A 20,880-nucleotide genomic window follows, 5' to 3' on the forward strand; every position below is an offset into this window, starting at 1 on the left:
TTTTCCAGGAACCAGACATCCTGCAGCAGTGCCGGGCCGCGCGGGCCCGCGGTCTGGATATTGTTGTTGTCGACGACAGGCGCGCCGAAAGCGGTCGTGAGCTTTTTCATGGGACTGGACTCCTTGGTGCATGGCGCGCGACGGGCGGGTCATGCGTGGACGTTTGTGGGTCTGCTTCCAGGCTGCCACCGGCGCTGCGGTGCGACCGGCGGGAGACAGGTGGAACTATCGCAGATGGAATGCGACAAGTCATATCGTATTGATCAATGCCTCTGATAGGCATCAGACTTTTGTGTTACAGAATTAAATCTTTTACTAGGTCGGCAGTATCGGGGCCGCCCGGTCAGTCGTCGGAGGTGGCGAACTGGAACTGGCCCTTGCCGCGCGCCTTGGCGCGGTACAGCGCCCGGTCGGCCAGGTGCAGGATGTCGTCGGCGGTCAGGCCCTCGGGCCGCACATGGGCGATGCCGATGCTGACCCCGAGCCGGGCCTGGTGGCCGGAGGAGAGCAGGTAGGGGGCGCTTACCTCGCGCAGCAGGTCCTGCGCCAGCGCCTGCACGCTCTGGGTACTTTCGTTGCGCAGCACGATCACGAATTCGTCGCCGCCGATGCGGTAGACCAGCCCGCGCCCCGGCACGGCGCCGCGCAGCCGCTCGCCCACCCGCACCAGCAACTCGTCGCCGCTGCCATGGCCGAACGAGTCGTTGACGGGCTTGAAGCCGTCCAGATCCATATAGAGCAGCGTCAGGTAGCGGCCGGCGGCCATGCGCAGCGCGCTGGCCTCGCGGATTTCCGCCAGCAGGCTCGACCGGTTCAGCAGCCCGGTCAGCGAGTCGTGGCGGGCGCGGTAGGCGTTTTCCCGCTCGGAACGCATTGTCGCCACCACCATCGCGTTCATCCGGAACGACGCGCTGGTCATGCTGAAGACATACACGGGCAGTTGTAGCAGCGTGAGCAGGAACAGCGGCTCGTGGGCCTGCAGCGCGCCCGCGCAGATCGGGCCCAGGCTCAGCAGGATCATCAGCGCCGTCAGGCGCGGCGCGCCGTAATTGCGAAAACAGATACCGCCGCACATGGCCGCGGCCGACAGGCACGCCATGGCCGCGCTGAGCCAGTCGCCGCTGATGACGCTCAGGTAGGCGCCCAGCCCGACGCTGGCCGCCCAGGCCAGGGTCAGCAGGATATGGAGGTCGGTGGGCGTGGCGCGGCCCTGCCGGGCGGCGGCGCGGGCGCGGAACAGGACGACCACGCGCGCCAGGCAGATGACCGCTTCCAGCCCCAGCCAGACCAGGAATTCGGGCCGGCGCAGATGCAGCGTGATGACGGTGGCCACCATCAGCGTGTTCAGGATGCCGCCGAAGAAGATCGACAGCGTGCCGAACAGGCTGCCCACCAGCGCCTCGCGGATTTCGGCCGGCACGTCCCGGCCAGGTTCGGCAACCCAGCGCGTGAAGGGCCAGCGCGGGGCACTGTAGACCTGGCCCGACAGGAACATGGGGGAGTAGCGTTGGGTCATCGCCCATGCATTCTGCCAGAGGCACGTTACGCCGCGTGCACCGATTCGGTGGGGTGCACGCGCCGGCGGCGTGCCTGCAACACCGCCGCATCGCGCCGTGGCCGGGCGGCGATTTTCCACATTTTCCGGTGACCCATTTGATTGATACGGATGGTTGATATAAAAATGATCCGATAAATGCATCCGGATTATCGGCGGCATTTCCATTCAAAGTCAGTCTTTGCGATATTAATAATCGCGGATGGATTATCTTGATAATCCATTGCGGTGGCGTGGAATATCGCTTTTCCGGAGATGGGTGCGGCCTATGAGAAAACGGATCCATGGCAGGCGCGGTGTCTGTGCGACGGTACTGGTGGGCGTGGCCACGTCCGCGCAGTCGGCAACGGTGGTGGGGCCCAGCACCACGGGCGTGACGCTATCCACGGACACCGCCTACCAGCTCGACGCGGGCACCACCGTATCCGCCCAGCATGGCGATGCGGTGGCGGTGGCCGGCATCGCCCCGGTCACGTTCACCAGCGCCGGCACCATCCAGTCGTCGCTGGACGGCAGGGCGTCGGCGGTGCGGTTCAACGTGCCGGGCACCTTCGTCAACCAGGCCAGCGGGCTCGTGCACGGCAATACCTTTGGCGTGCTGATGACGGGCGGGGGCGTGGGCAGCAATGTCGTCAACTATGGCGATATCAGCGTGCAGGCCAGCCATGCGATTTATTACGACACCGATACCAGCGGCACCATCGACAATTACGGCACGATCAATGCCGGCACCTCCGGCACCGTCCGCTCCACCGCCGACGGCATTTATATCGAATCCACCGGCACGGTCGCCATCAATAATCACGCCGGCGCGTCAATCCGCAGCGGCGTCGGCAACCGCGATTATGCGTACGGCATCATCATCGAGCGCGGCACCGTGGACATCCGCAACGAAGGCAGCATCGAAGGCTATATCGGGGGCATCCGCAGCACGACGCCCAATGCGGTGCGGATCGTGAACACCGCGGGCGGGTCGATCGTGGCCAACGTGGGGACGGCCGTGCAGCTGGGCCAGGGCGGCACGCTGACCAACAACGGCGTGATTGCCGGCGGGGGCGGGCCGGCAATCTTGCTGACCGGGGCGAACAACCGCGTGGAACTGGGCACCGGGTCGGTGCTGCAAGGCACCGGCAACGTCGTGGTGGCCAGCCAGGGCACCGGCAACGCCATCGCGCTGTCCGGCACCGGCACCGAGGCCGGCGACTTCACGGCCACCGAAGGCAACGGGTTTGCCTCGCTGGCGGCCGGCGCGGGCGCCGACTGGACGCTCACCGGCAATGTCAGCATGCAGGGCAGCGGCGCGGCGACCGTATCGGTCGACGGCAACCTGGCGCTCGGCGGCACGGTCGCCATCGCGGGCACGGGCGGCACGACGATTGGCAGCACCGGCCGGCTGACGCTGGGAACGGGCGGCGCGGGCGGCTTCGTCAATGGCAATTTCGCCAACGATGGCGAGCTGGTCTTGCGGCGCAGCGACAACTTCCAGATCGCCGGCGTGCTGGGCGGCGCCGGCACGCTGATCCAGGCCGGCTCCGGCATCACGGCACTGACCGGCGCGGGATCGACGCAGGGCGCGGTGTCGGTGCGCAGCGGCGCGCTGTTGCTGGGCCAGGACGGCACGTTCACGACCACGGGCGATTTCACGACCGAAGCCGGCGCAACCACGGCCATCGCGGGCCGCTCGTCGCTGACCGTCGGCAACAGTTTCACAATGAACGGCACGCTCGACGTGGCCGTGGGCCGCAACAAGCGCGATATCACGGCCAGCACCGCCACCATCGGCCCGGGCGCCACGTTCAACCTGGTCGGCTATTCGGCCGACGACGCCGCCAGCGTGTCCGAACTGGCGTCGAGCGCGTTCACCGTGATCCACGCCAACACGCCGAACGGGCTCACCGGCACGTTCGACGCGGTGCGGCTGGGCGGCAAGTCGAGCGCGGCCGATTACCTGACGCTGACCTCCAGCTACGGCCCGCAGAGCTTTGTCGTCGGCCTGGGCCTGACCTGGTACGCGGCCCACAGCACGACGCCCGACCTTGCCGCCGGCACGTTCACGCTGGCCGATCCCGACGACAAGTTCGAGCTCGACGCGCGGCTGATCGACCAGGCGCCCAACCCGGCCACGGGCTGGGACGGCCGCACGCTGACCAAGCTCGGGCCTGGCACGCTGCAACTGTCGAAGGCCAACCGCTATACCGGCCCGACCCGGGTGGAAGCCGGCACGCTGCTGGCCGGCGCGGCGAACGTGGTGGCCGCCAGCGAGCGCGTCAGCCTGGGCCCGGCCGCGACGTTCGATCTGGGCGGCTTCGACCAGACGGTCAACAACCTGTCTGGCAGCGGCGCGGTGGCGCTCGGGACGGCAACGCTGACGCTCAATCAGGCGGCGGACGGCGCGTTCGATGGCGTCGTGAGCGGCCCCGGCGGGCTTGGCAAGACCGGCGCCGGCGCGCTGACGCTGACGCGCGACCAGACCTACGGCGGCAATACCACCGTCGATGCCGGCGCGCTGATCCTGGACAACGGCGCGCGGCTGGCCGGCACCGGGCAGGTCACCGTGGCGCCCGGCGCGCTGCTGGGCGGCTATGGCGGCGTGGGCGGTTCGGTGGTCAACCACGGCGTGCTGGCCGTGGCCGATGCCGCGCCGGGGTTCGACGGCCGGCCGGCCGGGGTGTTCGCCATCGCCGGCTCGCTGGTCAACCATGGCGAAATCCGCATGGGCAGCCCGGTGCCGGCCAGCACGCTGACCGTCGGCGGCGACTACACCGGCAACGGCGGCCGGCTGACGCTCTACACCGCGCTTGGCGACGACAATTCGGCCACCGACCGGCTGGTCATCAACGGCAACACGTCGGGCCAGACGCTGGTGGGCATCCGCAATGCCGGCGGCGCGGGCGCGCGGACCGTCAACGGCATCCGCATCGTCCAGGTCGACGGGCGCTCGGACGGCGTGTTCACGCTCGATGGCCGGGTCGTGGCCGGCGCCTACGAATACGCGCTGCAGCAGGGCGGCGTGGCATCGCCCGACGATGGCGACTGGTATCTGCGCTCGCTGTCGGCGGCGCCCACGCCGGTACCGCGCCCGGAGACCGGCGCCTACCTGGCCAACCAGATGGTGGCGCAGGCGATGTTCCAGCACACGTACCACGACCGCGCCGGGCTGCCCGATTCGGACGGGCCGGGCCAGGGGCGGCCGGCACGGTCCACCGGCTGGGCCAGGCTGGCGGGCGGCCATGCCGACGGCAACGCGGACGGCGGCCGCCTTGCCGCGTCGGCCGATACCTTCGTGATGCAGGCCGGCATCGACGTGCTGCACCGCGTGACCGCCAGCGGGCGCTGGCAGGCAGGGGTGATGGCCGGCTACGGCACGTCCACCACGCACGCCAGCGCGCGCGACAACCCGGCCATCGCGCGCGGCACCGTGAACGGCGTGGCCGCCGGGCTCTACGGCACGTGGCACCGCGACGCCGAGGGCCCCGCCGGCCCCTATGTCGACAGCTGGGTCCAGTACGGCAACTTCCGGCACACGGTCAAGGGGGGCGGGCTGGCCGGCGAGGACTACACGAGCCAGCTCTGGTCAGGGTCGGTGGAGGCCGGCTGGGCGCTGCCGGTGGGACACACGGGCGTCGGCGTGGTGCACGTCGAGCCGCAGGTGCAACTGGTCTACACGGACTACCACGCCGGCAGCCATACCGAGCGCACCGGCACGGTGGTCCGCAGCGACCGCAGCGGCGGCGTGGCCACGCGCGTCGGCACGCGGCTGTTCCACGCGCCGGCCGGCGAGGGCGTGCCGACGTGGATGCCGTACCTGGAGCTGAACTGGTGGCACAACAGCCATGGCAACGCGATGGCGTTCGACGGCGTGGTGGTGACGCAGGACGGCCCGCGCAACCGCGTGGAGACGAAGGTCGGCGCGCAGGCGCGCATCGGCCAGCGCTGGCGGCTCTGGGGCAACCTTGGCTACCAGTACGGCAACGGCGGATACGAAAGCATCACAGGGCTGCTGGGCGTGCGCTACGCGTGGTGAGCCGGCCGCGCCGGCCACCGGGTGATGCCGCCGCCGGTTCGGCCGGGCGGGCCGAGGTTTACCGTGCCTTTTCGGACGGCGCCTATATCCTTACAAGGTAAAACAACGCGCAGGAGACAACGATGCAAGCGAGGTTTGCGCGCGGCATTGCGCAGACGCCACTGACGGTGGCGGCCCGGGAATATCCGCTGGCGGAGGAGGCCGCCAAGCCCGAGGTCGGCGACCTGGTGACCGTCTTCAGCCAGGACATGGAGACCGAGTTCAGCGTCCGGCTGAACGCCGTGGCCGGGCCCGATCTCTGGTACGGCGTGATCTACGGCATCAATCGCGGCGCCGAGATGCTGGTCGTGGCCGAGGGGCTGGAACTCGACGACGTCGTCAGCGTGCGGCGCCAGGAGATTGCCTCGGTCATCAAGGCCGACCACCCCCACTGAACCACGCCTCGCCCTGCGGGCGCGGAGATTGCCGCGCGGGTCCGGCTGGCGGTATGCTGCGGCTGCACAATGCCTGCCAGGGCAGGCCTCGCCTTTTCCCGTCCAGCCACCGAGCCTGCGCCGTTCCATGTCCTCGTCCTTCACCCCCGCCACCACCGTACGCCAGTTCATTGCCGGACCCGCCGGCCAGCTCGAAGTCTTGATCGACCCGCCCGATGGCGCGCCCCGTGGCGTGGCCGTGGTCGCGCATCCGCACCCGAGCCAGGGCGGCACCGCCGAGCACAAGATTCCGCAACTGCTGGCGCGCGTGCTGCAGGCGCATGGCTTTCTGGCGCTGCGGCCGAACTACCGGGGCGTGGGCCAGAGCGAGGGCCAGTATGACGACGGGGATGGCGAGACCGACGACGTGCTGGCCGTGATCCGCCACGTGCGGGCCGCGCATCCGGCGCTGCCGCTGGCGCTGGCCGGCTTCTCGTTCGGCGGATTCATCCAGGCCCGCGCCGCGGAGCGGCTGGCCGCCGACGGCGAGGCCGTGGCGCACCTGATCCTGACCGGCATGCCGGCTGGCGCGCTGTCCGAGCACCTGTCGTACGACACGCCGGCGGTGCCGGCCCACAGCCTGGTGGTACACGGCGAGCACGACGAGCGCGTGCCGCTGGCCAACGTCTTCAACTGGGCACGGCCGCAGGAACTGCCCGTGTTCGTGCTGCCCGGCGCGGGGCATTTCTTCACGGGCAAGCTGCCGGGATTGAAGCGGGTGGTGGAGGGCTACCTGGCGCGGCGCGAGGACTGACGCCCCCGGGCCGCCGCGCCGGTCAGAACTGGTAGTTGATCGAGATGTCGCCGGTCCAGCTTGTGGAGCGCGACGTGACCGGGCTGCTGCGCGCGTCGCCGACCAGCGCCGACATGCCCACGTCGGCCGTCGAGAACCAGTGCTTGTTGAAGATCCAGATGGCCGACACGCCGCCGCCGTACGACTTGATGCCGGCGCCGGCGCGGTGCTGCGCCAGCCCCGAGCGGGCCGACTGCTCGGCCGTCACGCCGTACCAGCGGCTCATGTAGGCCGAATCGGCAAAGGTCATGGTCGGGCCCGCGAACCAGAAGAACTTGTCGCTGCTGCCCGGCAGCGGCATGTAGGCGCCGATGTCGCCGATCACGCCGTTGGCGCCGCCGAACTGGCGCCGGATGTTGGCGCGGATGACCAGCGGGAATTCCTTCGACACCACGTACTCGGCGAACACCTTCGTTTCCGCCGCCATGCCGATGTTGCCCAGGCCGCCCAGGTGCTCGTGGTCCTTTTTCTCGCGGCGGCCCAGGTCGTACGTCAACGCCACGCCGGCGCGGACGTTAGGGGTGTGGATGATGTTCCAGCCCAGCCCCTCCCCGGTGGAAAAGAACGCGCGGTCGCGGTAGCGGATGTCGATGACCGGCCCGCCCAGCAGGTAGTAATTGGTGGTGCCTTCGTAGCGCGGCCGGGCGCTCAGGGCGGCGCCCACGCGCACGTCCCAGTCGTGGTCGGGCTCGCCCACGAACATCTTCTTGAGCGGTACCCCCACCGAGTACTGCCACTCGGCCAGCGGCGCGGGCGTCTGGGCGTGGGCGCGCGGCGCCAGCAGCAGCGCCAGGGCGGCCAGCAGCGCCAGGGCCAGCCATCGTGCGGCGTGGCGGCGCGCCGGACGGGATGGCAGGAGGTGGGACGGGACGCGCCAGGGCTGGCTATCCAGGATGGTCGACACGTGGTTCTCCGGTGTTCTTGTTGCCCCGGCGGGCCGGGGCGGAATCGACTTGAGGCGGGATGCGGGGCCGCCGGGATGACGGCAACTTATCTTTTCACCGAAGCCGGCGCCCGGCAACTTCCCTGTCTCCCACAACCGTGTAGGAAGGACGCCGATTCCGAGGTCAGCCGGCCCTGCCTACCATCGAAACTGGCACGTATCCCGGCCCCTAGCCGTGGCCTTCCTCTTCGCCGCGCCAGTCGCGCCGCATGATCAGGAAGGTGAACGACGTGGACCAGCCGATCAGGATCAGGCCCACCAGCGGCTGCACCGAGGCCAGCAGCCGCAGGGGCCCGATCGGGAAGATATCGCCGATGCTCTGGGTCGTGAACGTTTCCAGCGAGAAATAGATATAGGCCACCGGGCCGTGCTCGCGCATGCCGGTAAGCTGGCCGATGGCCAGCACGTCGGCGCCCAGCCAGTAGCCGGCGCTGAAGACGATGGCCTCGATGCAGTGGGTCACGATGATCAGCACGATCACTGCACCAATATTGAGCTTGCCGCTGAGCCGCCGCGGATGGAATTCGGAAATCAGCCGTAGCGCCTCGTAGTGGATGGCCACCGCCAGCAGCGTCAGCGTGGCGGTCAGGGCCACGGCAAGCAGGTAGTTGAGCGGGGTGTCGACCATCGGCGGCGGGCAAAGGACGCGGAGATGGCCAGACTATACGGCGGCCCCGGCCATGTAAATGCACAAGGGTGTGAGCAAACGGACACAATGCGGGGTTGCCAGCGCGGCGCCGCGCCCGGAGAATCGTCTCGCCCCGCCAGCGCGGGCGCGACGGGGAGAACAGCAATGACGACAGCGGACGGCTTCCTGCCGCCGACCGACCACGATGGCACCGCCCCGGCATTCCTGGCCGGCGCGGGCGAAATGGCGGCCCTGATCCGCCAGCATGACTGGACCGCCACGTCGCTGGGCCCGCCCGCGCAGTGGCCGCAGAGCCTGAAGACGGCCATCCGGATCATGCTCACGTCGCGCCAGCCGATCTGGATCGGCTGGGGCCCGGAGCTGTACTTCTTCTACAACGACCCGTACAAGGCGATCATCGGCGGCAAGCACCCGGTGGCGCTGGGCCAGCCGACGGCGCGCGTCTGGCGCGAGATCTGGCCGGAGATCGGCCCGCTGCTGGCCACGGCCATGAACGGCGTGGAGGGCACGTTCGTCGAGCAGAAGCTGCTGATCATGGAGCGCAACGGCTACCCGGAGGAGACGTACTACACGTTCTCGTACAGCCCGGTGCCGGATGACAACGGCGGCACCGGCGGCATTATCTGCGCCAACAGCGACGACACCGAGCGCGTGGTGGCCGAGCGCCAGCTGAACCTGCTGCGCGAGCTGGCGTCGTCGACCAACAACGCGCGCAGCGGCGCCGAGGCCTGCCGGCTCGGCGTGGCCGCGCTGCGGACCAACCCGTACGACATCCCGTTCGCGCTGCTCTACCTGGCCGGCCGGGGCGCCACCACGCTGACGCTGGCCGGCTCCACGGGGCTGGCCGCCGATCATCCGGCCGCGCCCGCGCAACTGGATGCCGACGACCCGGCCGCCCCCTGGCCCGCGGGCGACGCCATGCGCGCCGGCCAGCCGGTCCACGTCGGCGACCTGTCCGCCCGCTTTGCCACGCCGCTGCCCGGTGGCGCCTGGCAGATGCCGCCGCGCGCGGCCGTGGTGCTGCCCGTGCAGCTGTCGGGCGACAGCGCGCCCAGCGGCGTGCTGGTGGTCGGCCTGAACCCGTGCCGGCTGTTCGGCGACCGCTACCGCGCGTTCCTGGACCTCGTGGCCGGCCAGATCGGCCAGGCCATCAGCTACGCGCACGCCTACGAGGAGGAACGGCGCCGGGCCGAGGCGCTGGCCGAGCTGGATCGCGCCAAGACCACGTTCTTCTCGAACATCAGCCATGAATTCCGCACGCCGCTGACGCTGATGCTGGGCCCGCTGGAGGAAATGCTCGGCCGCGACGGCGTGCCCGAGCCGGACCGTGCGCTGGCCGAGATCGCCCATCGCAACGGGCAGCGGCTGCTGAAGCTGGTGAACGCGCTGCTGGATTTCTCGCGCATCGAGGCCGGGCGCGTGCAGATGCACGCCCAGCCCACGGACCTGCCGGCGTTCACGGCCGACCTGGCGTCGCTGTTCCGCTCGGCGATCGAATCGGCCGGCATGACGCTGCGCGTGGACTGCCCGCCGCTGCCGGTGGCCGTGGCGGTGGACCGCGACATGTGGGAGACGGTGGTCCTGAACCTGCTGTCCAACGCGTTCAAGTTCACGTACGCGGGCACCATCGGCGTGTCCGTGCGGATGCGCCAGACGGGCGAGGTGGAACTGAGCGTGACCGACACCGGCATCGGCATCGCGCCCGAGGAGCTACCCCGGCTGTTCGAACGGTTCCACCGCGTGGCCGGCGCGGTTGGCCGGTCCATCGAAGGCAGCGGCATCGGGCTGGCCCTGGTGCAGGAACTGGTGCGGCTGCACGGCGGCACGATCGAGGTGGACAGCACGCCGGGCGAGGGGTCGCGCTTCCGCGTGACGCTGCCGCGCACGGTGGGCGTGGCCGAGCCCGCGCCCCCGGCGCCGGCCGCCAGCGCCCGCGCGCTGGCCTTTGCCGATGCGGCGCGGCGCTGGATGCCCGAGGCCGACGAGACTCCGGCGACGCCGCTGCCCGCCATCGCCACCGACAATGCGCAGGCCGACGTGCGCGGCCGGCTGCTGGTGGCCGACGACAACGCCGACCTGCGCGACTACATGCGCCGCATCCTGGCATCGGCCGGCCATGAGGTATTGGTGGCGGCCGACGGCCAGGAGGCGCTGGAACTGGCGCAGCGCCACCTGCCGGACCTGATCGTCTCCGACGTGATGATGCCGCGGCTGGACGGCTTTGGCCTGCTGCGCGAAGTTCGCGCGTCCGACGCGCTGCGCCAGACGCCGGTGCTGCTGCTGTCGGCCCGCGCCGGCGAGGAAGCGCGCGTGAGCGGCCTGGCCTCGGGCGCCGACGACTACCTGATCAAGCCGTTCAACGCCCGCGAGCTGCTGGCGCGCGTGGCGGCCAACCTGCGGCTGTCGCGGCTGCGCGGACAGGCCCAGCGCGAACTGCGCGCGATGAACGATTCGCTGGAGCGCCGCGTGATCGAGACCGTGGCCGACCGTGACCGCCTGTGGGACCTGAGCGAGGACCTGCTGATGGTGACCAGCGTCGACGGCATGCTCGAACGCGTGAGCCCGTCGTGGCACCGCACGCTCGGGCACGACGCCGCGGCGCTGGCCGGGCGCTCCTGCCTGGCGTTCGTGCATCCCGAGGACCTCGTGGCCGTCACCGAGCAACTGATCGCGCTGCGCCAGCACGGCGCGCCAGTGCGCTACGAATGCCGGATGCTGTGCGCCAGCACGGCGGTGCGCTGGATGGCGTGGACGCTGTCGATCGATCCGGCCAGCGGGCGCATCCATGGCGTCGGCCGCGACGTGACCAGCGACAAGGACGCGGCCGAGGCGCTGCGGCACGCCGACGAGGCGCTGCGCATGGCGCAGAAGATGGAGTCCATCGGCAAGCTGACCGGCGGCGTGGCGCACGATTTCAACAACCTGCTGCAGGTGATTGGCGGCAACCTGCAGTTGCTGACCCGCGACGTGGCCGGCGACGACCGCGCCGAGACCCGCGTGCGTAACGCGCTGGCCGGCGTGGCGCGCGGCGCCAAGCTGGCGTCGCAGCTGCTGGCCTTCGGCCGCCGCCAGCCGCTGGCGCCGAAGGTGGTCAACCTGGGCCGCTTCGTGCGCGGGCTCGACGACATGCTGCGGCGGGCGCTCGGTGACGGCGTGGAGATCGAAACAGTCATCGCGGCCGGGCTCTGGAACACGCTGGTGGACCCGTTCCAGGTGGAAAACGCGCTGCTGAACCTGGCCATCAACGCGCGCGACGCGATGAACGGCCACGGCCGGCTGACGGTGGAAGCCGGCAACGCGGTGATCGACGACGTCTACGCTCGCCGCAACGCCGACGTGGAGCCGGGCCAGTACGTGATGCTGGCCGTGACCGACACCGGCGCCGGGATGCCGCCCGATATCCAGGAACAGGTCTTCGAGCCGTTTTTCACGACCAAGCCCGAGGGACAGGGCACGGGGCTGGGCCTGAGCATGGTCTACGGCTTCGTGCGGCAGTCGGGCGGGCACGTGAAGATCTACAGCGAGGTGGGTGTCGGCACCACGGTGCGGCTGTACCTGCCGCGCGCGCACGAGGCGGAGGACCTGGAGACCGAGGTGGACGTGGGCCCGGCCGGCGGCGGCACCGAGACGGTGCTGGTGGTGGAGGACGACGAGGACGTGCGGGCGACGGTGGTGGAGATGCTCGGCAGCCTGGGCTACCGCGTGCTCAAGGCGCGTGACGCCACGAGCGCGCTGGCCATCGTCGAGAGCGGCGTGCCGATCGACCTGCTGTTCAGCGACGTGGTCATGCCGGGGCCGCTGCGCAGCACCGAGATGGCGCGCAAGGTGCGCGAGCGGCTGCCGGGCATCGCGGTGCTGTTCACGTCGGGCTATACGGACAACGCCATCGTCCACACGGGACGGCTCGATCCCGGCGTGGAACTGCTGAGCAAGCCGTACACGCACGACGCGCTGGCGCGCAAGGTCCGGCATGTGCTGGCGGGCGGCGCGCGGCTGTCGGCGGTGCCGATGGAGCCCGCGCACACCCGGCTCGTCGATGGGGCGCCGCCGCAGCCGGTGGCCGACGTGCCCGATGGCAGGCCGGGCGTGGTGCCGCCGCGCAGCCAGCGCGTGGTCTTTGTCGAGGACGACGACCTGCTGCGCGCCAGCACGGCCGAGCTGATGCGGATGTTCGGCATCGACGTGGTCGAGGCGCGCAACGACGTGGAGGCGATGGCCGCGCTGCGCGCCGATGGCGTGGACGTGCTGCTGACGGACGTGGGGCTGGGCGGGGTATCGGGCGTGGACCTGGCCATCGACGCCTGCCGGCTGCGGCCGGGGCTGCGCGTGATCTTCGTGAGCGGCTACGACGTGGTGCTGACGCCGGCGCAGCGCGCCGCGCTGCCGCACGCGGTGTCGCTGCGCAAGCCGTACGCGCTGGCAGATTTCATCAACCTGCTGCAGGCACGGCCGGCGGGGGAATGACAAAGGCCGCCAGATGGCGGCCTTCGGTGTCTTCAGACGGGCAGGGCGGTGGCGACGAGGGCGGCTGCGGCGCCGCTGGCGGCGGTCAGTGCCAGCCATCCGCCAACGATCAGGGCGCTGTTGCGGAAAGTCATGATGGGCTCCGTGGAGAGGGTCCGGAGCCCGTCATGGACTCCGGCTACTGCGTTTGGGCCGCCTGCATCGGGCGGGGCTCAGGCGTTGGCGCCGTCGGTGTAGATGTCGCGGGTGCGGGCACCGTCATAGAACGGGTTGCGCGGCTGGTTCACGCTGCGGGCGCCGTCGTAGTACGGGTCGGCGCTGCGGGCCGGGCTGGCGGACACGCCCACGCGGTCCAGGCCGGCGACGATGCGCGCACCGTCGGTGTACGGATCGGCCTTGCCGACCTTGGCGCCATCGGTGAACGGGTCAGCCTTGCCGACGCGGGCACCTTCCGAGAACGTGTCGAACTGGCCCTGGCGGGCGCCGTCGGTGAAGCTGCTGCGCGCGTCCTGCACGCGGAAGCTGTAGCCGTAGACTTCGCCGGCCTTCTGCACGGCGGGGGCGGCCTGCACAGCACCGGTCACGAAAGCTGCGGCAAGGGCGGCGGCGGAAAGGATGGTCTTGGCGGTCATGATGGCTCTCCTGTCTGGTTGGCCGGGCGATCACGCTGTGGATCGCGGGGCCGGATACTGTTCGATGTCCGGTTCTTCCTGCTTGCTATCTACTGGTAGGTAGATTCGCTGCGCTAAAAAAAGAACCGTTTCCGGTACTGCTGACTGCGGGTGTTGCGTGGAATCTGCCGGGCTGCGTCTTGCTTCTTGCTGCTGTCTTGCCGCTCGGCGTCGTCCATGGCTCGAATAGTATCTACTACTAGATAGACAAGCAAGGAGTTTTTGCGGAGCACAATCGTAGAAACGCCAAATTGCGAGTTTGGACGGGTTACTACGGGGTCAGGCGATGGCCGCTACGTGACTGATTTCAAACGAAAAGTTGACGGTGGCTATCGAGGGATCGCCCTCGATTAGAGTGTTTGCTCTAGTTCGTGGAACCTTGGCGGTCACGCAACGCCACCAGCCCGAGCAGCAAGATCCGCGTGTGTTCCTGTAGCACTTCCTGCACACGGCGGGTCTCGTCCTCGCCATAGCGTTCCCATTGCAGCGCGCGCAGCACGTGACGCCGCATCACCTTGAAGGCGGCAATCTGGCTATCGATGGCGATGGTCCGGATGCGCGTGGTTTCGTCAGAGGCCGGCCGGCCGGTCAGCCGCCCGATCAGTGCCGACGTCAGCGCGAACAGGCGGCGGTTGATGCCCGCGTCGATGCGCTCGAACGCGGTGGGCGGCCCCAGCCCGGCGCGCTCGCGGGCCATGAACTGGCGCCAGTGGTCGGTCTCGGGGCATTCATAGAGGAAGTTGGCAAAGCGGGCCTGCAGCGCCAGGTAGATGTCGACCAGCTCGGCATCCGACAGGTCGGCCCGCGCCAGCTGGGCCTCGGCGGCGGCCACCACGTCCTGCAACGTCGCCCAGGCGCGCTCGACAAAGTAGTCGATGCAGGCCAGGTAGACCCCTTCCTTGTTGTCGAAGTAGTACTGCAAGGCCGGGGCGTTGACGCTGGCCTCGCGGGCGATGTCGCGCGTGGACGCGCCGTCGAAGCCGTGGGCGGCAAACAGCCGCATCGCCGCCTCGATGATGCGCGCCCGGGTCTCTTCCCCACGCTGGTAGCCGCCTTCCGCCGCTGGCCTGTGTCGCGCCATGTCGCCCCATCCCCTGTGTGAACAGGCTGAAATATATCAGTTGACTGATTTATTCCAAATGGAATAATTGCGCGGCACTCCACACAAAAGCCCCCACGCCCCATGTCCGCCCCCGACTCGGTCGCCGCACCCGCCGGCGCCGCTCCGCAATCCGTTTCCGCTTCCCGATCCACCCGCCGCCGCATCATCCTGTTCGGCATCGGCGGCGCGCTGCTGCTCGTTGCGCTGGTGTTCGGCGTTCGCTGGTGGCTGTACGGCCGGTTCATCGAAAGCACCGACGACGCCTATATCCAGGCCGACAGCGTGACCGTGGCCCCCAAGGTCAGCGGCTACGTGGCCGAGGTGTATGTCCGCGACAACCAGCAGGTCACCGCCGGCCAGCAGCTCGTGCGGCTGGACAACCGCCAGTACCAGGCGGCGCTGGACGAGGCCACGGCCACGGTGGCGTCGCGCCAGGCCGATGTGGCCCGCGCCGATGCCGACCTGCAGCAGCAGAAGGCCCGCATCGCACAGGCCGCCGCCGAGGTGGACGGCGCCCGTGCCAACGCGCGCTACGCCGCGTCGCAGGTGGAACGCTACGCGCCGCTGGTCCGGACCGGCGCCGAGACCGAGGAACGCACGGCCGAGCTGCGCAACGCCCAGACCCGCGCCGCCACCACGCTGGCCGCCAACGAGGCGGCGCTCAAGGTCGAGCAGAGCCAGGTGGTGACGCTGCAGACGCGGCTGCAGCAGGCCCAGGCCCAGCTGGAAGTGGCCGAAGCCAGCGCCCGCAAGGCGCGGCTGGACCTGGACGACACCGTGGTGCGCGCCAGCAAGGCGGGCCGCGTGGCCGACAAGGGCGTGCGCGTGGGCCAGTTCGCCCAGCCCGGCACGCGGCTGCTGACCGTGGTGCCGGTGCAGGACCTGTACCTGACCGCCAATTTCAAGGAAACACAGGTCGGCCGCATGCGCGCTGGCCAGCCGGTGACGCTGCATGTCGATGCGCTGTCCGGCGAGCCGCTGCATGGCGTGGTGGAAAGCCTGTCGCCGGGCACCGGCTCGCAGTTCGCGCTGCTGCCCGCGCAGAACGCCACCGGCAACTTCACCAAGATCGTCCAGCGCGTGCCGGTACGCATCCACGTGGACGTGCCGAACGATGCCCGCCCGGTGCTGGTGCCGGGGCTGTCCGTCGTGGTCGACGTGGATACGCGCGAGCTGCATCCGGCCCGCGCGCAGGCGCCGGCGGCCGGAGCCAGCCATGGCTGAGGCGGCCGCCGCCGGCCAGCCGGCCGCGGGCGCGGCGCCACAGCCCAACGCGACGGCCGCCGACTGGATCGCCGTGGCCGCCGGCTCGCTGGGCGCGCTGCTGGCCACGCTGGACATCTCGATCACGAACTCCGCGCTGCCGCAGATCCAGGGCCAGATTGGCGCGGCCGGCACCGAGGGCACCTGGGTGTCCACCGGCTACCTGATGGCCGAGATCGTGATCATCCCGCTCACGGCGTGGCTGACGCGCGTGTTCGGGCTGCGCCGCTTCCTGATGTGGAACGCGCTGCTGTTCACGGCGTTCTCGGTCATGTGCGGGCTGTCGCATAGCCTGACCGCGATGGTGATCGGCCGCATCGGGCAGGGGTTTGCCGGCGGCGCGATGATCCCGACCGCGCAGACCATCGTGCGCACCCGGCTGCCGCGCCACCAGATGCCCATCGGCATGTCGATGTTCGGCCTGATCGTGCTGCTGGGGCCGCTGCTGGGCCCCGTGGTGGGCGGCTGGCTGGCCGAGAACATCAACTGGCGCTGGTGCTTCTTCCTCAACGTGCCGATCACGGCCGTGCTGGTGCCGCTGCTGTACTTCGGGCTCAAGCCCGAGCGGGCCGACGTGGAGGCGTTCTTCAAGGCCGACTGGCTGGGCATCGTCGGCCTGGCCATCGGGCTCAGCTCGCTGACCGTGGTGCTGGAGGAAGGCCAGCGCGAGCAGTGGTTCGAGTCGCGGTTCATCATCTACCTGTCGGTGCTGTCGGCCATCGGGCTGACGATGATGTTCATCGGCCAGTTCACGGCGCAGCGGCCCATCGTGCGGCTGCGGCTGCTGCTGAACCGCAGCTACGCAAGCGTGATCGTCATCGTCACGACGGTCGGCGCTGGGCTGTACGGCGTGTCGTACCTGCTGCCGCAGTTCCTGTCGCTGATCGCCGGGTACAACGCCGAGCAGGCCGGCGGCATCATGCTGCTGTCCGGGCTGCCCGCGTTCCTGCTGATGCCGGTGCTGCCGCGCATGCTGGGCAAGTTCGACAGCCGCTGGCTCGTCATCACCGGGCTGGTCTGCTTCTTTGCGAGCTGCATGCTCGACATCGGCCTGACCGTGGACAGCGTAGGCCACGACTTCACGGCGTCGCAGATCCTGCGCGGCTTTGGCCAGATCCTGGCCATGATGCCGCTGAACCAGGCGTCGATGGCGGCCGTGGCCACCCACGAGGCCGGCGACGCGGCAGGGCTCTACAACATGGCGCGCAACCTGGGCGGGTCGATCGGGCTGGCGCTGCTGGGCACGCTGATCGACCGCCGCAACGCCTACCACGACGCGGTGATCCGCGAATCGGTCACGGCCAATGGCGCGATTGGCCAGGAGCACATGGCGTCTAGCATCGCAAGCTTCGTGGCGCAGGGCGGCGACTACGCCCACGCGCAGTTGCAGGCGGTGGCCCAGCTCAGCGGCGAGATCGCCCGGCAGGCGGCCGTCATGACGTTTTCCGAAACCTTCTATGCGCTGGGCATCGCGCTGCTGTGCTGCGTGCCGCTGGCGCTGCTGCTCAAGCCGCCCCGTCCGGGCGCCCCCGTTTCCACCGGTCACTGATGATGATTGTCTTTTCCCGTGCCAGGCTGCCCCGCCTGCTGGCGATGGCCGCGGCGCTGCTGGCCGCCGGCTGCACCGTCGGCCCCGACTACCGTAGCGCGCGGCAGGTGGCTGCCAACGCCATCGACGCGGGCCGCTTTCCGCACGCGCCGGCCGGCGCCGAGCCGGCCGCGCCGCGTGCGGCTGACTGGTGGCATGCGCTGGGCGACAGCCAGCTGGACGCGCTGATCGAGACCGCGCTGCGCGACAGCCCCGACATCGACGCCGCCCGCGCCCGGGTGCGCCAGGCGCGTGCCGGGCTGGCCAGCAACAAGGCCAACCTGCTGCCGAAGGTGGGGTTCGATGCCGCCATGCTGCGTACGCGGTCGCCGGACCTGTCGGCGCTGTCGGGCGGCGAATCGTCCGGTGGCGGCAGGGGCCCGCTGTCGCTCTACGTCGCCGCGTTCGACGCAAGCTGGGAGATCGACCTGTTCGGCGGCACGCGCCGCTCGATCGAGGCCGCGTCGGCGGAGTCCGATGCCGCGTCGGCGCAGCTGGCCGACGCGCACGTGCAGCTTGCCGCCGAGGTGGCGCAGGCGTACATCACGCTGCGCGAGCAGCAGGCCAGCCTGGCGCACCTGCAGGCGTCCGAGACGCTGGAGGCCGACATGCTGGACCTGACCCGGCAGCGGCGTGCCCGTGGCGTGGCATCGCAACTGGAGGTCGAGCGGCTGCTGACCCAGCTCGACAACACCCGCGCGCAGATGTCGCCGGTGCAGGCCGGCATTGCCGAATCGTTCGACCAGCTCGCGCTGCTGACCGGCCGCGCGCCGGGCACGCTCGACGCCGAACTGGCCGCCCCGCGCCCGCTGCCGACCGTGCCGGAGACCGTGGCCGTGGGCGACCCCGCCACGCTGCTCAGGGCGCGCCCGGACATCCGCGCGGCCGAGCGCCGGCTGGCATCGAGCACGGCGCAGATCGGCGTGCGCAAGGCCGACTGGTTCCCGAAGCTGTCGCTGCTGGGCTCGCTGGGTTTCAGCGCGATGGACCCCGGCCACCTTGCGCGCAAGGACAACGGCACCTGGCTGACGCTGCCGCGCCTGCAATGGAACATCCTCGACTTCGGCCGGGTGGCGGCCGGCGTGGACAGCGCCGAGGCCGGCCGCGACGAGGCCGACGCCAACTATCGCGGCACGGTGCTCAAGGCGCTGCGCGACGCCGACGTGGCGCTGTCGCGCTACGGCCACCAGCGCGAGCACGTGGTGGTGCTGCGGCGTGTGGAACAGTCGGCCGATCGCGCGTCGACGCTGCAGCAGCAGCGCTACCGCGCCGGCACGGCCAGCATGCTCGAATGGCTGGACGTGGAACGCACGCGCGTGGTGGCGCAGCAGAACCGCATCTCGGGCGACGCCGACCTGCTCAAGGACTTTGTCTCGCTGCAGAAATCGCTCGGCCTGGGCTGGCAGACGCCCGCCGCTCCGGCATCGTAGGCCGGCCCCGCCGCCCCGCCGCCGCCCCCGCGTGGCGCCCGTGCCGCGTGCGGGTGCAGCAATTGCCAGAAAAACGCCGACAGCCGAACCGGACGGCGCCGACTACCCCGCCAGCGGGGTGCGCCGCACACTGGCAAGCGGATGGGAATGGATAGAATCGTCGTGGGCAGGCTGTCCCAACGGCGCGGTCGACAACAACCAGGCGGTGGGGAGCATGCGGGACACGGTAGCGCCGGCAGCGGCCGAACGGATACCGGCTGAACCATCGGGGAGAACACCATGGCGCAGGCGCTGATTCGATGGAATGCCGCGGCGGCGGCCCCGGCTGCGGCGCGCCGCTGGGGGCAGGCCCGCTCGCTGGTGTGGGTGATGGTCCTGTCGCTCTGCCTGGGCCTGCTGGCCGGGTGCGCCAGCCTGCCGGCCAACGCCGGGCGCACGCCCAGCTACGCGGCCACCGACACCGGCAACACGCTGCTGGCCCGCTCGCTGGCGCCACGGCTGGCAAAGAATCCCGGCCAGTCGATCTTCTACCCGCTGGGCGCCGGCCCGGACGCCCTGACGGCGCGCGTGGCGCTGGCACGGGCCGCGCAGAAGACGCTCGACATCCAGTACTACATCTACGACATCGACACCACCGGCAGTGCGCTGCTGGGCGAGATCATCGACGCCGCCGACCGTGGCGTGCGCGTGCGCATCCTGATGGACGACATCCACACGGCCAAGCAGGACAAGGTCTGGGCCGCGCTGGACTCCCATCCCAACATCGAGGTCCGCATCTTCAACCCGTTCGCCAACCGCAAGGCGCGCTGGCTGGAGATGGTCTGGGACTTCGGCCGGCTGAACCGGCGCATGCACAACAAGCAGATGACGGTCGACAACCTGGTGTCGATCATGGGCGGGCGCAACATCGGCGATGCGTATTTCTCGGCCAAGCCGGACATGGCGTTCAGCGACCTCGACGTGATGGTGGCCGGGCCGGTCGTGCCGGCCGCCAGCAAGGTCTTCGACGAATACTGGAACAGCGAGATGGCCTACCCGGTGGCCACGCTGACGCCCGAGGGCAAGGAGGCGCCCGAGGAGCTCAAGGCGTTCCGCAAGCGGATCGAGGCGCGCGGCGACCTGGCGCGGGCCAGCCCGTTCGTGCAGGAACTGCTCGATTCCGGCCTGGCCAAGGGGATCGAGGTGGGCCACCTGCCCGGCTTCATGGGCGGCGCGCGGGTCATCGCGGACAAGGCGGACAAGATCGAGGAAGACGAGGACGACCCGTCCACGCATGCCATTCCGCAACTGCGCGCGATGCTGGAAAAGGCGCAGACCGAGCTGGTGCTGGTGTCGCCGTACTTCGTTCCCGACGACGAGAACGAGAAGTGGCTGGCCGGCATTGCCCGGCGCGGCGTCAAGGTGCGCGTGCTGACCAATTCCTTTGCGGCCACCGACGTGTCGGCCGTGCATGCCGGCTACGCGCCGCGCCGCAAGGCGCTGCTGCGGGCCGGCGTGGAGCTGTGGGAGCTGAAGGCCACGGCGGCCAATGCCGAACTGGCGCGCAGCCGGTCGACCAAGCACCGCATGTTCGCGTCCAGCCGGGCCAGCCTGCATGCCAAGGCGTATGCGGTGGACCGCCACCTGCTGTTCATCGGCTCGATGAACCTGGACCCGCGCTCGATCAAGCTCAATACCGAGATGGGCGTGGTGCTGGACAGCCCGGCGCTGTCCCGGCAGCTCGTGGAGGACATGGACCGGCGGCTGATCGACATCGCCTACCGGGTGAAACTGAAGAAGGATGCCAACGGTGCCGAATCGCTGACGTGGACCACGCGCAACAATGGCAAGGAGGAAACGTTCGATTCCGAGCCGGACATGAACGTCTGGCAGCGGATGGGGATCGGCGTGCTGCAGTGGCTGCCGGTGGAAGACCAGCTCTAGGC

At 69.9% G+C, this 20,880-nt stretch carries 13 protein-coding genes; 8 read left to right on the forward strand and 5 right to left on the reverse strand.

What is annotated here, in order from left to right; all coding sequences use genetic code 11:
• Positions 1 to 343: 343 nt before the first annotated feature.
• Positions 344 to 1,516 carry a GGDEF domain-containing protein gene (locus QTN24_RS19035; protein WP_253700310.1) on the reverse strand — a complete coding sequence of 391 codons (1,173 nt, stop codon included), beginning with the start codon at positions 1,514 to 1,516 and terminating at the stop codon, positions 344 to 346.
• A gap of 307 nt (positions 1,517 to 1,823) precedes the next feature.
• Here QTN24_RS19035 and QTN24_RS19040 point away from each other — a divergent pair, with 307 nt between their 5' ends.
• The 3 genes from QTN24_RS19040 (at position 1,824) to QTN24_RS19050 (ending at position 6,806) form a co-directional block, all read left to right on the forward strand.
• Positions 1,824 to 5,579: an autotransporter outer membrane beta-barrel domain-containing protein gene (locus QTN24_RS19040; protein WP_313839008.1), complete on the forward strand. Its 3,756-nt coding sequence runs from the start codon at positions 1,824 to 1,826 to the stop codon at positions 5,577 to 5,579.
• 122 nt (positions 5,580 to 5,701) lie between these two features.
• Positions 5,702 to 6,013, forward strand: a complete 312-nt coding sequence (locus QTN24_RS19045) for a hypothetical protein (protein WP_124685643.1) — start codon at positions 5,702 to 5,704, stop codon at positions 6,011 to 6,013.
• A 127-nt stretch (positions 6,014 to 6,140) separates the two neighbouring features.
• Positions 6,141 to 6,806, forward strand: a complete 666-nt coding sequence (locus tag QTN24_RS19050) for an alpha/beta fold hydrolase (RefSeq protein ID WP_313839013.1) — start codon at positions 6,141 to 6,143, stop codon at positions 6,804 to 6,806.
• Positions 6,807 to 6,828: 22 nt separating this feature from the next.
• Here QTN24_RS19050 and QTN24_RS19055 read toward each other — a convergent pair whose 3' ends face one another.
• Together QTN24_RS19055 and QTN24_RS19060 are read right to left on the reverse strand one after the other, a co-directional pair.
• Positions 6,829 to 7,701, reverse strand: a complete 873-nt coding sequence (locus QTN24_RS19055; protein ID WP_313839200.1) for a MipA/OmpV family protein — start codon at positions 7,699 to 7,701, stop codon at positions 6,829 to 6,831.
• Positions 7,702 to 7,957: 256 nt separating this feature from the next.
• A complete protein-coding gene (locus tag QTN24_RS19060) occupies positions 7,958 to 8,416 on the reverse strand; it encodes an ion channel (protein WP_124685641.1) in 459 nt (152 codons plus the stop codon).
• A 165-nt stretch (positions 8,417 to 8,581) separates the two neighbouring features.
• Between QTN24_RS19060 and QTN24_RS19065 the strand changes: the two genes are divergently transcribed.
• Positions 8,582 to 12,901, forward strand: a complete 4,320-nt coding sequence (locus tag QTN24_RS19065; RefSeq protein ID WP_313839015.1) for a response regulator — start codon at positions 8,582 to 8,584, stop codon at positions 12,899 to 12,901.
• Positions 12,902 to 13,113: 212 nt separating this feature from the next.
• Here QTN24_RS19065 and QTN24_RS19070 read toward each other — a convergent pair whose 3' ends face one another.
• Positions 13,114 to 13,533 carry a copper resistance protein CopQ gene (locus QTN24_RS19070; RefSeq protein ID WP_313839017.1) on the reverse strand — a complete coding sequence of 140 codons (420 nt, stop codon included), beginning with the start codon at positions 13,531 to 13,533 and terminating at the stop codon, positions 13,114 to 13,116.
• 403 nt (positions 13,534 to 13,936) lie between these two features.
• Entirely contained in the window at positions 13,937 to 14,653 is a 717-nt protein-coding gene (locus tag QTN24_RS19075; RefSeq protein ID WP_313839019.1) for a CerR family C-terminal domain-containing protein, read from the reverse strand.
• Positions 14,654 to 14,755: 102 nt separating this feature from the next.
• Here QTN24_RS19075 and QTN24_RS19080 point away from each other — a divergent pair, with 102 nt between their 5' ends.
• The 4 genes from QTN24_RS19080 (at position 14,756) to QTN24_RS19095 (ending at position 20,878) form a co-directional block, all read left to right on the forward strand.
• On the forward strand, positions 14,756 to 15,898 hold the full coding sequence (locus tag QTN24_RS19080; protein WP_313839020.1) for an HlyD family secretion protein: 1,143 nt from the start codon (positions 14,756 to 14,758) through the stop codon (positions 15,896 to 15,898).
• On the forward strand, positions 15,891 to 17,486 hold the full coding sequence (locus QTN24_RS19085; RefSeq protein ID WP_124685637.1) for an MDR family MFS transporter: 1,596 nt from the start codon (positions 15,891 to 15,893) through the stop codon (positions 17,484 to 17,486). Before QTN24_RS19080 ends, QTN24_RS19085 begins: the two co-directional genes overlap by 8 nt.
• Before the next feature lie 2 nt (positions 17,487 to 17,488).
• On the forward strand, positions 17,489 to 18,955 hold the full coding sequence (locus tag QTN24_RS19090; RefSeq protein ID WP_313839201.1) for an efflux transporter outer membrane subunit: 1,467 nt from the start codon (positions 17,489 to 17,491) through the stop codon (positions 18,953 to 18,955).
• A gap of 279 nt (positions 18,956 to 19,234) precedes the next feature.
• Positions 19,235 to 20,878, forward strand: a complete 1,644-nt coding sequence (locus tag QTN24_RS19095; RefSeq protein WP_409559053.1) for a phospholipase D family protein — start codon at positions 19,235 to 19,237, stop codon at positions 20,876 to 20,878.
• The last annotated feature ends 2 nt before the right edge of the window (positions 20,879 to 20,880 follow it).

The sequence above is a fragment of the Cupriavidus sp. SZY C1 genome (assembly GCF_032190535.1).
Lineage (GTDB): Bacteria > Pseudomonadota > Gammaproteobacteria > Burkholderiales > Burkholderiaceae > Cupriavidus > Cupriavidus pauculus_C.

Bases quoted from the DNA above. Each gene is read 5' to 3' on its own strand.
- QTN24_RS19075 (WP_313839019.1), bottom strand. From the start codon at position 14,653: ATGGCGCGACACAGGCCAGCGGCGGAAGGCGGCTACCAGCGTGGGGAA.
- QTN24_RS19045 (WP_124685643.1), top strand. From the start codon at position 5,702: ATGCAAGCGAGGTTTGCGCGCGGCATTGCGCAGACGCCACTGACGGTG.
- QTN24_RS19040 (WP_313839008.1), top strand. From the start codon at position 1,824: ATGAGAAAACGGATCCATGGCAGGCGCGGTGTCTGTGCGACGGTACTG.
- QTN24_RS19035 (WP_253700310.1), bottom strand. From the start codon at position 1,516: ATGACCCAACGCTACTCCCCCATGTTCCTGTCGGGCCAGGTCTACAGT.
- QTN24_RS19095 (WP_409559053.1), top strand. From the start codon at position 19,235: ATGGCGCAGGCGCTGATTCGATGGAATGCCGCGGCGGCGGCCCCGGCT.
- QTN24_RS19050 (WP_313839013.1), top strand. From the start codon at position 6,141: ATGTCCTCGTCCTTCACCCCCGCCACCACCGTACGCCAGTTCATTGCC.
- QTN24_RS19070 (WP_313839017.1), bottom strand. From the start codon at position 13,533: ATGACCGCCAAGACCATCCTTTCCGCCGCCGCCCTTGCCGCAGCTTTC.
- QTN24_RS19090 (WP_313839201.1), top strand. From the start codon at position 17,489: ATGATTGTCTTTTCCCGTGCCAGGCTGCCCCGCCTGCTGGCGATGGCC.
- QTN24_RS19065 (WP_313839015.1), top strand. From the start codon at position 8,582: ATGACGACAGCGGACGGCTTCCTGCCGCCGACCGACCACGATGGCACC.
- QTN24_RS19080 (WP_313839020.1), top strand. From the start codon at position 14,756: ATGTCCGCCCCCGACTCGGTCGCCGCACCCGCCGGCGCCGCTCCGCAA.
- QTN24_RS19060 (WP_124685641.1), bottom strand. From the start codon at position 8,416: ATGGTCGACACCCCGCTCAACTACCTGCTTGCCGTGGCCCTGACCGCC.
- QTN24_RS19085 (WP_124685637.1), top strand. From the start codon at position 15,891: ATGGCTGAGGCGGCCGCCGCCGGCCAGCCGGCCGCGGGCGCGGCGCCA.